This window comes from uncultured Faecalicoccus sp., from assembly GCF_944327125.1.
In the GTDB taxonomy this organism is placed as follows: Bacteria; Bacillota_I; Bacilli_A; order Erysipelotrichales; family Erysipelotrichaceae; genus Faecalicoccus.
This window is the reverse complement of record NZ_CALVGO010000036.1, coordinates 1-12546: the sequence shown is the minus strand read 5'-3', so window position 1 is coordinate 12546 and position 12546 is coordinate 1. Positions and strand designations below refer to the sequence as shown.

General features: G+C 42.3%; 11 protein-coding genes and 1 other annotated feature. Of the genes, 10 read left to right on the top strand and 1 reads right to left on the bottom strand.

The window, feature by feature from the left end; genetic code table 11:
• Window positions 1–543: 543 nt before the first annotated feature.
• Window positions 544–1203 carry a hemolysin III family protein gene (locus Q0K03_RS05405; RefSeq protein WP_297238529.1) on the bottom strand — a complete coding sequence of 220 codons (660 nt, stop codon included), beginning with the start codon at window positions 1201–1203 and terminating at the stop codon, window positions 544–546.
• 100 nt (window positions 1204–1303) lie between these two features.
• On the opposite strand from Q0K03_RS05405, the gene Q0K03_RS05400 reads away from it, so the two are divergent.
• The 10 genes from Q0K03_RS05400 to cgtA all read left to right on the top strand — a co-directional run.
• On the top strand, window positions 1304–4231 hold the full coding sequence (locus Q0K03_RS05400) for a chromosome segregation protein SMC (RefSeq protein ID WP_297238527.1): 2928 nt from the start codon (window positions 1304–1306) through the stop codon (window positions 4229–4231).
• A gap of 1 nt (window position 4232) precedes the next feature.
• Window positions 4233–5198 (top strand): signal recognition particle-docking protein FtsY, encoded by a 966-nt coding sequence (gene ftsY, locus Q0K03_RS05395; protein WP_297238525.1) that lies wholly within the window; start codon window positions 4233–4235, stop codon window positions 5196–5198.
• Entirely contained in the window at window positions 5191–5481 is a 291-nt protein-coding gene (locus tag Q0K03_RS05390) for a sigma factor-like helix-turn-helix DNA-binding protein (RefSeq protein WP_297238523.1), read from the top strand. The genes ftsY and Q0K03_RS05390 overlap by 8 nt, the downstream gene beginning before the upstream one ends.
• A gap of 11 nt (window positions 5482–5492) precedes the next feature.
• Window positions 5493–6692, top strand: coding sequence for an acetate kinase (locus tag Q0K03_RS05385; RefSeq protein WP_297238521.1), 1200 nt, complete (start codon window positions 5493–5495; stop codon window positions 6690–6692).
• Window positions 6661–7635 (top strand): bifunctional oligoribonuclease/PAP phosphatase NrnA, encoded by a 975-nt coding sequence (locus Q0K03_RS05380; RefSeq protein WP_297238519.1) that lies wholly within the window; start codon window positions 6661–6663, stop codon window positions 7633–7635. The genes Q0K03_RS05385 and Q0K03_RS05380 overlap by 32 nt, the downstream gene beginning before the upstream one ends.
• Before the next feature lie 65 nt (window positions 7636–7700).
• Window positions 7701–10772, top strand: a complete 3072-nt coding sequence (gene dnaE / locus Q0K03_RS05375; protein WP_297238517.1) for a DNA polymerase III subunit alpha — start codon at window positions 7701–7703, stop codon at window positions 10770–10772.
• Window positions 10773–10831: 59 nt separating this feature from the next.
• Window positions 10832–10902: a sequence feature (ribosomal protein L21 leader region), on the top strand.
• Between the two features lie 16 nt (window positions 10903–10918).
• Window positions 10919–11221, top strand: coding sequence for a 50S ribosomal protein L21 (gene rplU / locus Q0K03_RS05370; RefSeq protein ID WP_296240865.1), 303 nt, complete (start codon window positions 10919–10921; stop codon window positions 11219–11221).
• 1 nt (window position 11222) lies between these two features.
• Window positions 11223–11537 carry a ribosomal-processing cysteine protease Prp gene (locus Q0K03_RS05365; RefSeq protein WP_297238515.1) on the top strand — a complete coding sequence of 105 codons (315 nt, stop codon included), beginning with the start codon at window positions 11223–11225 and terminating at the stop codon, window positions 11535–11537.
• 6 nt (window positions 11538–11543) lie between these two features.
• A complete protein-coding gene (gene rpmA, locus Q0K03_RS05360; protein ID WP_297238531.1) occupies window positions 11544–11828 on the top strand; it encodes a 50S ribosomal protein L27 in 285 nt (94 codons plus the stop codon).
• Between the two features lie 44 nt (window positions 11829–11872).
• A partial coding sequence (gene cgtA / locus Q0K03_RS05355) for an Obg family GTPase CgtA (protein ID WP_297238513.1) occupies window positions 11873–12546 on the top strand: 674 nt, incomplete at its 3' end.

Here is a 12546-nt window from a genome sequence, read left to right as displayed (position 1 = left end):
GAATTATATGAGCCCTTATGAATACCGACAAAGCTTGGATTTATTATAATAGTCCAAGAATTTGTCCGCAGGCCCCTCTCGGTTATACTATGAAATCAAACTATCTTATGAGCTTAGATGATTTCTACCCACACTTAGTGCAGATGCCTCAAAAAATTCAAATAATCTTTTTAGTAGTATATAGCATCTTGCTGATCGATGTAATTTATAATTCAATATATAAGTTTAATTTAGTCATGGGGTATGTTCCTCATAGCTCAATTTTACTTTGCGTCGTTATAGTTTTCTGCATTATAGTTACTATATATTTCTCATTTTTAAAAAAATAATCCTAATTTTGCATGAACTCACACACTTTTTAAAGTCAATGCAATTTACGAATGAAAACGACAAATCTTTGTCTTTTAAATTTTAGTTGGGTTCATAGGAAAAATTTTAATTCAATGCGGGGTGGAAACACTCCGCTATGATTTTATAGGTTCGATCCTATCTATTGAGGATACATTATTTTTTTAGATATCAAAAAAAGACACCGGCGGTGTCTTAAATCATAAAATACAGAATGGCAATCAAGTGGCATAGGGAAGCCAGGATGATAAAGATGTGCCAGATAAAATGATTGAATTTTTTTTGTGGATGGCCATAAAAATAAGTTCCGATGGTATAAAGAAGGCCGCCGGCAAGAATCAGAAGAAAGAACGTGATGGAACATTTCTGAATCAGGACGGGCAGAATGAACACGGCCATCCATCCCATGGTCATATAGATGATCATGGAAAGAACTTTATGGTTGACATTGGAAATGGATTTTAGTAAGATTCCCGCCAATGCCATGATCCATTCAATGGCTAGAACCGTATAACCGACCCAGTTATGGATCAACGTCAGGCATACCGGTGTATACGTGCCGGCAATCGCCAACAAGATCATAATGTGATCCAGTTTTCGAAAGACCAGTTTATGGGTCGTGTCATGCGGCATGCTGTGGTATAGACAGGAACCCATGAACATAAAGATCAGACATATGATGTATACCGATATGCCTATGGCGTGCATTGTTCCCAACTGCAGATAGGCTCGAATCGCATAATAGGGCAGAACAAACAATAGAATCAAGGCCATGACTCCATGGCTGATGGAATTTCCTACTTCTTCCCCAAAGGTCAGGGGAAATACATTTTTCATACTATCTTTCATTTTCATAACCTTTATTTTAGGAATCTTATTTTAAAAAATCAATAGAAAGCCGGTCGATTTTTATATTTGTTTTTGTTACAATATTTAAGTTAGATGAAGGTGAGTTATGTTTTTAAAACGTATTGAAATTCAAGGATTTAAAAGCTTTGCGGACAAAACGATCTTACAGTTTGATCATAATATCACGGGGATCGTAGGTCCTAACGGATGCGGTAAGAGTAATGTCAACGATGCCATACGCTGGGTTCTGGGCGAACAAAGTACCAAAAGTCTACGTTCCGGCTCAAGCATGTCGGATATCATTTTCAGCGGAAGTGAGTATCGCAAACCGGTCAATATGGCTAAAGTGACATTGGTTTTCGATAATACGAATAAGGTTTTTGATTCTCCGTTTGAAGAAATCGAGATCACAAGACAGTTACAGCGTTCGACCAATGAAGCCAGTTATTTTATCAATAAAACACCATGCCGTCTTAAAGACATCAACGATCTGGTCATGGATACAGGATTGGGAAGAGACTCCTTAAGTATCATCACACAGGGAAACATCAGTGCGTTTGCCGATGCCAAACCGGAGGACCGCCGTCTTTTGTTTGAGGAAGCGGCCGGAGTGGCAAAATATAAAAAACGAAAAAAAGTCTCATTGATGAAGCTGGAAAAGACAAAGGAAAATCTTGAGCGTCTTCAGGATATTTTGGATGAATTGGAAAATCAGCTGGGGCCTTTGGAAAAGCAGGCTGGAAAAGCGGAAAAGTATAAGGTTTTAAAAGAAGAGCTGTCTTCCATTGAAATCAGTGTTCTGGTGGACGAGATCCAATCATTGAATGAGGATATCACCAAAATATCTCAGGAACTTTTTGAAAATAAAACCGTTTGTGTTTCCAAGGAAGCCGGAATCAATCAACAAGATCTGGATATTCAGGATCTTCGTCAGGAAATGCATGCCCTGGATCGTCAAATCAATGATCTTCAGGGAGAATATACAAAAGCGATGGAAGAAAGCTATCGTCTGGAAAAGCGTAAGGTGGAGCTGGATGAAAAACGAAAATATCGTCTCCAAAGTGCGGATCTTTCACAGCGTAAAAAAGAACTTTCTTCGATTCTTCAGGAGGCAAAGTTTGAATTTGAAGACCGTAAGAAACGGTTGTCGATCCTTCGGGCCGACTTGGAAATGCATACAAACAATCTGGGATCTTTAAAGACAAAATCACAGCAGGCTTCTTCGCAGGCTCTTCAGGAACAACATGTTCTGCAGGAATTAAAAAACCGAAAACAGGTTTTAGATAACATTGCCCGCCAGCCTTATTCCCATCAACAAGGGGTTCGCGCCATCATGGAAGCGAAAGGTTCGCTTTCCGGCATTCTGGGTGTTGTCAGCGAGATCCTGACAGCCAAGGAAGATCGAGCCAATGCGATCAGCGCCGCTTTGCAGGCCAGTCTGTATCACATCGTGACCAAAGATGAAGCCAGCGCCCGTGATGCGATTGGCTACCTTAAGAAAAACCGCAGTGGAAGGGCAACTTTTTTACCGCTGAATATCATGAGTGGCCGGTATCCAACCAAGGATCAGCAGGTGATCGCCAGTCAGTCCAGGGGGTACTTGGGATGGGCCAGTGAAAGTGTGACGTGCGATTCGCAATTTGATGATCTAAGAGACCGCCTGTTAGGGAATGTGTTGATCATTGATAATTTATTCAATGCCAATGAATGTGCCAAACGATTAGGCTATCGGGTAAAGATCGTGACCTTGGATGGAGATATTGTCCATACCGGAGGAAGCATGACCGGCGGAGCCAATCGGCACCAGACGACCCCTATGACCGTACGTCATGAGATCAAGGCTTTGGAGGAACAAATTGAAGGGCAGACGATCAAGGTCTCGCATTTAAAGGATGAGACCCGGCTTTTGGAAAATCGTATGGATGCGGAAACCGATACGTGTATGCAGCTTCAAATTGAACTGGCCAAGCTGGAAAATATCTTTGAAACAAAAAAAGAAAAATATGAATCCTTGAAAGCGGAATACAATGAAATCGTTCCTGAAGAAGATTCTGGTGAGATGCAGGAGGACGATGTCGTTGTTTTGATGTCGAAGATGCATGCTCATATCGATGAAATCACAGGAAATATAGCTTCTTTGCGAAAACGCCGTTATGACAAGGGAAGCGATGTGGAACAAATGGAAAACCAGGTGCGTATGACGCGCCGTGAGATCAATTCTTTAAAGGCGCAGATCCACGAAGCGGAATTGAATCAGGCAAGGAAACAGGCGTATTTGGAAAATGCCCTGAGTCGTTTGAATACGGATTATCAGATGACATTTGAATTTGCCGCCACGCAGAAACAGGATATCGATGTTTCAAAGGCCAAAGACCGTGTCGGAGAGTTACGCCAGGCTATCTCGCGTTTAGGCAATGTCAACCTTGATGCACCGGAGCAGTTTAAAGAAGTCAAGGAGCGATTTGATTTCATGAACGGTCAAAAGAAAGATCTGGAAGAAGCTTCTTTACAGATCACACAGGCTATTGATGAAATGGATGAAACGATGAAAACCCAGTTTACCGAAATGTTCCATAAGATCAATTCGGAACTGGACGGAATCTTTAAAGCGATGTTTGGCGGAGGAAAAGCCAGATTGTCCATGGTCGATCCAGAGGATGTGCTCAATACAGGGATAGAGATCGATGTTCAGCCGCCAGGCAAGATGGTCAAAAATCTTCAGTCTTTTTCTGGAGGAGAAAAAGCTTTGATCGCCATCAGTGTTCTGTTTGCGATCTTGCAGGCAAGAACGATGCCGCTGTGTATCTTTGACGAAGTGGAAGCGGCTCTGGACCAGGCGAATGTGGAACGTTTTGCGAAATATTTGTCGCATTTCAGTGATCGTTCTCAATTTATTGTCGTGACGCACCGTCCGGGAACGATGGAGCAGTGTGATATGCTTTATGGAATCACGATGCAAAAGGACGGTGTATCAAAACTGCTGAAAGTACAATTGAAAGATGCAGTTCATATCGTAGAAAAGGAGGACAAGTAAGATGGCTTTTTTTCAGTCGATAAAAGATGCATTTGTCAAAAATAAAGATAAGGATAAATATCTTTCGGGATTGGGGCGTTCCCGCAAGAGTTTTGGCGATCGTTTAAGAGCGTTGTCCAACAGCTTTAAGGGAATCGATGACGATCTGCTTGAGCAGATCATGATCATTCTTCTGGAAAGTGATGTTGGGATCCATACGGCCCAAAAGATCGTGGACGAATTTGAATCCAACGCTTCTCATCTTAAAGAATACGACTCCATGGAAGATTATTTTATCGGGATTCTTCATGATTTCTACATGTCTAAAGAAGAACCGGAGATCCATTACAACCCGGAAGGGCCTACGGTGATCTTTATGGTGGGTGTCAACGGTTCTGGGAAAACCACAACCAGTGCCAAACTGATCAAGTATTATCAGGAACGGGGAAAACGTGTTGCGGTTGCCGCTGCCGATACCTTCCGTGCGGGGGCCGTGGACCAAATTGCCACATGGGCCGATCGTCTCCAGGTACCTTGTATAAAAGGAACCCCGAATCAGGATCCAAGTTCAGTTTTGGTGGATGCTTGCCGCTATGCCAAAGAACATGAAATTGACATTCTGCTGGCGGATACTGCCGGTCGTCTGCAAACGAAGACCAATTTGATGAAAGAATTAAGCAAAATGGTGCGTGTGTGCGACCGTGAGATTTCACAGGCACCTCATGAAGTATGGCTGGTACTGGATGCTACTACGGGTCAAAACGGCATTTCCCAGGCCAAAGAATTTTTGGAGGCGACCCATGTCACGGGTATCATTTTGACAAAAATGGATGGTACGGCCAAAGGTGGAGTCGTTCTAGCCATTCATGATCTACTGGATATCCCGGTTCGTTTCTTGGGTTTGGGGGAAAAGCCTGAGGATCTTCAGCCTTTTGAAATCAACAGCTATTTGATGGGAATCACTAAAGGGCTGGAACACGATGAATAGGCTGGAAACTAATGTCTTGTTCGATATCTACGGCGATCTTTTAACAGACCGTCAAAAAGAGATCTGCTCGCTGTACTTTGAAGAGGATCTTTCGTATACCGAAATCAGTGAAGAGCTGAATATATCTCGAGCTGCAGTGCAGGACAGCTTAAAAAAATCGCTGCAGCAGCTGAAGAAATATGAAGATGTCGTGCAGTATGTAGAGAAAAGAAAAATAATAATTCATCTGTTAGATTCGTTAGATGATGATACAATAAGAGAAGAAATATTGCGTATTTTATAGGAGGAAAACATATGCCAATCGTAATGAGTGTAAATGCAGGAAGCAGTTCCTTAAAATTTCAGGTGTTCCAGATGCCGGAAGAAAAGGTTCTGGCACAGGGAAATATCGAACGAATCGGATTGAATGATTCGATTGTCGGGATGAAATTCCAGGATCAGAAGATCGAAGAAGTACTGGACATTCCAGATCATGGAGCTGCGGTTTCTAAATTGATGGAAGTTTTAGTAAAGTATCACATTGTCGAAGATTTGAACGAAATCAAGGCAATCGGTCACCGTATGGTTCATGGCGGGGAATATTATTCGCATTCCGTTCCTGAAAGCAAGGAAGCCGAAGACAAGATCGATGAATTGAAAGTACTGGCTCCGCTGCACAATCCAGCTGGCCTGTTAGGTTATCGTTCTTTTAAAAAAGCACTTCCGGAATGTAAACATACGTTTGTCTTTGATACGGCTTTCCATCAGACGATGCCGGAGGAAAATTATATTTATCCTATTCCATACGAGTTCTATCAGAAAGACGAGATCCGCCGCTATGGAATGCATGGAACCAGCCATTTGTACTTAACTCATCGTTTGGCAGAAATTTGGAACAAACCTCTGGATCAGGTCAATATCATTACTTGTCATTTGGGAAATGGAGCCAGCATCACTGCTGTTAAGAATGGAAAATCCTATAAGACAAGTATGGGATTTACTCCATTGTCTGGCGTCATGATGGGAACACGCTGCGGGGATATCGACCCGGCCATCGTTATGTTTTTGGAGAAAAAATATGGCTACAGCGCGGATGAAGTCGATGAGATCTTAAATAAAAAATCCGGTATGTTAGGGGTATCGGGGATCTCTTCCGATGGCCGTGATGTTGAAAAAGCAGCCAACGAAGGCAACGAAAGAGCCATCCTGACACAAAAGATCTACGTCAATTCCATTGTCGAAACGATCTCTGGTTATTATGGATTGATGGGGGGAGCCGATGCGATCGTATTTGCCGGCGGTATCGGTGAAAACGATTCGGTTATGCGCCAGAAGATCTGTGATCGTTTAGCGATTTTTGGAGTCAAGGTTCCAGAAGAGTTAAACAAAGGTGTTCGCGGGGTTGAAAAGAAATTGAGCGCGCCGGATTCAAAAATGGAAGTCTGGCTGCTTCCTACCAATGAAGAACTGGTGATGGCAAGAGATGCCTACAGAAATCTTTGCGATGAAAAATAAGATCCTGGAACAGATTGAAAAATACGATTCGATTCTTTTGTTTCGGCATGTTTATCCGGATATGGATGCCTTAGGTTCACAGTTTGGATTTGCCAGCTGGCTAAAAGACAAGTATCCTTCCAAAACGATTTGTTGCGCCGGTATGGATTCGGATCTGCAAAGAAAGATGGGGGTTTCTTCTTTACCAATCGATGATTCTATTGTTTCTGAATCTCTGGGGATCCTCCTGGATGCCTCCACCAGTGCCCGTGTCGATGACCAACGGTTCAAAGATTGTGCGTATACGATCCGCATCGATCATCATGTACATACGGAAACATTCTGTGATCTGGAATGGATCGATGACAAGGCCAGCGCTACCTGCGAGATGCTTGCGCTTTGGCTCAAAGACCATCAGATGACGTTGCCATTTGATTGTGCCAATCTTTTATATAGCGGACTGATTGCCGATAACATTCGCTTTACGACAAAAAGTGTTACAGCCAATACTTTTTTGGCGGCGCAGTATCTGATGCAGTTTGGTGTGGATGTCATTTCTTGTGATCAAATCAATTTTTCCAGTTCATGGAGTGATTATCAATACGAGACCAAGGTTCGTTCCAAGGCGATCCGTAAAGATGATTTCCTCTACGCGATCCTTGAACAGGACGACTATGTCCCTCTTGTACAGACATTTGCCCGGGCAAAAGAAAAAGTATATGCCTTAAGCGGTATTGAAGATATCACCATCTGGGCTTTGTTCACAAGAATGGATGACGGCATCCATTACAGCGCTTCACTAAGATCGCGTACGATCGATATCCGTGATGTGGCTCAAAAATATCACGGAGGCGGTCACGCCTGTGCCTGCGGTATCAAAAATCTTACCTTGGAACAGGTGGAAGAAATCGTTCTTCTCTTAAAAGAAAGAAGCCGTTCTTTATCAATAAGTGTATCTGTCTAAGTTCAAACGAACTTAGGCTTTTTTATTTCTGTGATATAATGTCAGAAAAGGATGGAGGGTAGGTTATGGTACATCTTCATGCACGCTCGTGCTACAGCTTATTGGAGTCTAGCTTGCGCATTGAAAATCTTGTGGATCGTAATATTGAGCTTGGTTTTCGTCATGTCGCACTGACCGATCTGAATTCCATGTATGCGACGATGAAGTTTTACAAGTATTGCCGCGCAAAGAATGTCCATCCTATTCTTGGCCTGGAGCTGGAAGTGCAATGTCCTCAGGGGACCACTCATTTTGTCTTACTGGCAAAAAATGATCAGGGTCTGCAGGCTCTTTATTCACTTTCCTCAAAAAAGATGCAGTACAACGCCCAAATCGAGCTCACTGAGATGTTTAATTATGTTCATCACTGTGTGGTCATCACCTGCGGAATACAGGATCATGATGTTTTTAATGAATGGATGCTCCATAAAGAGGAGAAGGAGCTGAAAGCATTTTTTAGTCTTTGTCAGGATCACATTGATACTTTCTATGCCGGGATCTTGTGTAACGATGCCGGATTCTGGAAACAAAAAAACCAGTGGCTCAAACAGATTGCCCATGAGCAGGGAGTTACCACGTGTGCATTATCTTATAATTTATATGAGAAAAAAGAAGACGTCTTGCAGTTACGCATTTTAAAAGCGATCCAGAAACAGGCGCGTATCCATGATCAGAATTTGAACGTGCTTAACGACCGGTATATTCGTTCGGCTCAGGAAATGGAACAATTGTATGATCCAGAAGATTTACAGGTCACTGAAAAGATTGCCGAAATGTGCAATGTTCAGATGGTTATGGAAAAAAGTCATCTTCCGGTTTTTAAAAACAAACTGGGAATCGATTCAAAGAGTTTTTTGATCAAACTGTGTAAGGCCGGACTGATCAAACGATGCCAAAATCATGTCAGCGATGTCTATAAAAAACGTCTGGAATATGAACTGTCTGTTATCACAGGAATGGGGTTTACGAATTACTTTCTGATTGTGTACGATTTTATTCGTTATGCCCGTTCTCAAGGAATCTATGTCGGCCCTGGGCGTGGAAGCGCCGCGGGTTCTCTGGTTGCCTATTGTTTAGGGATCACCCATATCGATCCCATCAAAAATAATCTTCTTTTTGAACGATTTTTGAATCCGGAGCGTATCTCGATGCCGGATATCGATACCGATTTTCCCGATGACCGTAGAGATGAAGTGATTGAATATGTCAAAAATCTTTATGGCCAGGAACATGTCTGTCATATTGTGACGTTTAATACCTTAAAGGCTAAGCAGGTTTTAAGAGATGTCGGAAGAGTATATTCGATTTCTTCGGTAAAGATCGATTCGCTGACCAAGTTAATAAAAAATGTTCCTGGGACGACCCTCCAGAAAACGTATCAGGAAAGTGATCGATTCCGCACTCTAGTTAAAAATGACAAGGTCTTAAAAGAACTTTTTGAAGTTTGTCTTTCCTTAGAGGGACTGCCTAGACATATTTCTTTACACGCAGCCGGTATCGTATTAAGTGACCAGCCTGTTCAAAAGGTTTGTCCGATTGTTCAGGTCGATGAACATAATTATGCCACGCAGTTTACGATGGAGTATCTTGAGGAACTGGGCTTGATCAAGATGGATTTTTTAGGATTGCGCAATTTGACCACGATCGATCAGATCGTAAAGCGAATTGAGACATCCAATCACCAGAAAATCGATATCTTGAAAATTCCATTGAATGACCAAAGAACATACCAGCTTTTGTCACGGGCCGATACTTTAGGTGTCTTTCAGCTGGAAAGCCATGGCATCCAGTCGCTGTTGAGAAAAATGAAACCTTCACGCTTTGAAGATATTTGTGCGGTTCTTGCCCTGTATCGCCCCAGCGCCATGCAGAACATCGATCTGTATATTGAAAGAAAAGAAGACCCTTCCAAAGTGGTGTATCCGCACCCTTTGACAAAGCCGATCTTAGAAGAAACCTATGGCATCATGATCTATCAGGAGCAGGTCATGCAGATTGCTACGGCGGTAGGCGGATTGAGCTTGTCGCAGGCGGACTCGCTAAGAAAAGCCATGTCCAAAAAGAAACAAAAGGAAATGGACTCTTATAAGGAGACTTTCATTCAGGGGGCTTTAAAGAATCACTGTACGTATAAACAGGCGTCATCCCTCTTTGATACGATGGCTCAGTTTGCCAGCTACGGTTTCAATAAATCACACAGTTATGCGTATGCTTTGATCGCTTATCAAATGGCGTATTTGAAGGCAAACTATCCTTTGTATTTTTATCAAAGTTTATTTGACAGCGTGATTGGTTCTGAAATCAAGACCAGTCAGTATATGCAGGAATGCCGTCATAGAAAACTCATGATCCTGCCTCCGCATGTCAATATGTCAAAGGAAAGATATCATATTGAAGACAAAGCATTGCGAATGCCTTTGCAGATCATAAAAGGGATAGGGCATACAATCTATCCTTTGATCTTAAAGGAAAGAGAAAAAGGAACATTTGTTGATTTTATTGATTTTGTTGTACGGATGAACGCTGCCAAACTGGGAGAATCGAGCATGCGTATTTTGATCGATGCCGGCGCTTTGGATGGATGGGGCTTGAATCGAGCTTCCATGCATGAGAATCTGGGGAAAGTTTTAGTTTATGCAGATTTGGTAAAAACAGAGATACAGGGACAAATCAGTTTTGACTTCTCTGTGGTTTCTAAGCCGAATCTTATGAAGCTCAAGGAAAATCCGCTGGAAAGAGCGAAAAAAGAATTCCGGGTCTATGGCTTCTATTTAAGTGAGCATCCGGTTCAAAGATTACGCCAGAATCAATATCCAAGATGTATCCCTTTATCACAGTGTGAATCCAGGGAAGGATATCTGGAAGTGATTGGAAGGATCTTGAATTTCCGCAGCCATAAAACCAAACAGGGAGATCCTATGGCTTTTGTGAGCATCGAAGATGAAAGCGGAAAACTTGATCTGGTGATCATGCCTTCTTTATATGAGAAAGTCAAAGATCAGCTGCAAAAGGATAGAATCGTATATGCCAAAACCAATAAAAACCGCCCTCAATCTGCGGTTTGTAAAGATTTAACCTGGATTGATCCAGATATTTGATTTTATGCTTGACGAAAGGAAAGGGTGTTGCGTATAATACATACGTTGCAGATTCTGTTCTGATCTTGCAACCGCACAGAACAGGTTAAAAAGAGAGAAATCCACCTTTATGGCGAGTATCAGGAACATAGAATAGGAGGTGCCGTATGTACGCAATTATTGAAACAGGCGGAAAACAGATCAAAGTAGAAAAAGACGCTGTAATCTTCGTTGAAAAATTGGAAGCTAACGAAGGGGATACCGTTGTATTTGATAAAGTTTTATACGCCGATGGTAAATTAGGAAAACCTTATGTAGAAGGTGCTAAAGTTACTGGAACTGTTGAAAAACAGGGAAAAGGTAAGAAAATCACGATCGTGAAATACAAACCTAAAAAATCTTCTACACGTCGTAAACAAGGTCATCGTCAGCCTTATACAAGTGTAAAGATCACTGCAATCGAGGCTTAGTATGATCAAGGTCTACTTGAATCAAAAGAACAAACAAGTTTTATCTGTAGAGATAACAGGACATGCAGATTCAACTACCGAAATGATGGATCTTGTATGTGCTGAGGTCAGCGCAGTATCTGTAGGAATACTAAATGCGATTGAAACTATGTGTAAAGACAGTTGTTTGATTCAAATGGAAAGTGGTTATGTATCGATAGAAGTTAAATCGAACAGCGATACATTGCAAATCATTTTAAAAACTTTAGTGATTCAATTAGAAACCATTATAAAAACAAATAAGAAATATATTAAGATGATAAGAAGAGAGGTGTAAACCATGTTGAAGTACACATTAGATAATCAGTTGTTCGCTTCTAAAAAGGGAGTTGGTTCCACAAAGAACGGCCGTGATTCCCATTCAAAACGTTTAGGGGCTAAATTAGCCGATGGACAGTCTTGTCATGCCGGAAGCATTATCTACCGTCAGCGCGGTACAAAGATCCACCCGGGAACAAACGTTGGACGTGGTGCTGATGATACATTGTTCGCAATGGTCAGCGGTGTAGTACGTTATGAACGTCTTGGAAAGGACAAGAAAAAAGTTTCTGTTTATCCACAGGCTTAGTTGATAAGATCCCTTAAGGGATCTTTTTTTAAGGAGGAAGCGATATGTTTGTCGATAAAGTAAAAATCCATGTACAGGCAGGAAAAGGCGGCGATGGAATCGTCAGCTTTCGTCATGAAAAATATGTCGCATATGGAGGCCCTTTTGGCGGCGATGGCGGAAATGGCGGCAGTGTGGTCTTTGAAGCCGATCCGGGTATGACAACGTTATTGGATCTTCGATACCATCGTAAGATCAAAGCTACTCCGGGAGAAAAAGGAAAAAACAAAAAGATGCATGGAGCCAATGGACAGGATACGATCGTTAAAGTTCCCCTGGGGACGCTTGTCAAAAGAGAGGATACAGGTCAGCTCATTGCGGATTTGACCGAACCTCATCAAAGACAGGTCATTGCCAAAGGGGGAAAGGGCGGCCGCGGAAATTACCATTTTAAATCCAGCCGAAACACGGCTCCTAAATATGCCGAATTAGGGACTTTGGGGGAAGAATTTGACTGCATCGTTGAGCTTAGAGTGCTCGCCGATGTTGGCTTGGTTGGTTTTCCAAGCGTCGGAAAATCCACTTTGCTGGATGCGGTATCCAGAGCACGTCCTGAGATTGGAGATTATCCGTTTACAACGATTTCTCCCAATGTGGGTGTGGTTTCCACCCAGGATGGGCGCAGTTTTATCATGGCGGATCTTCCAGGTCTGATTGAAGGGGCCAGTACCGGAAAAGG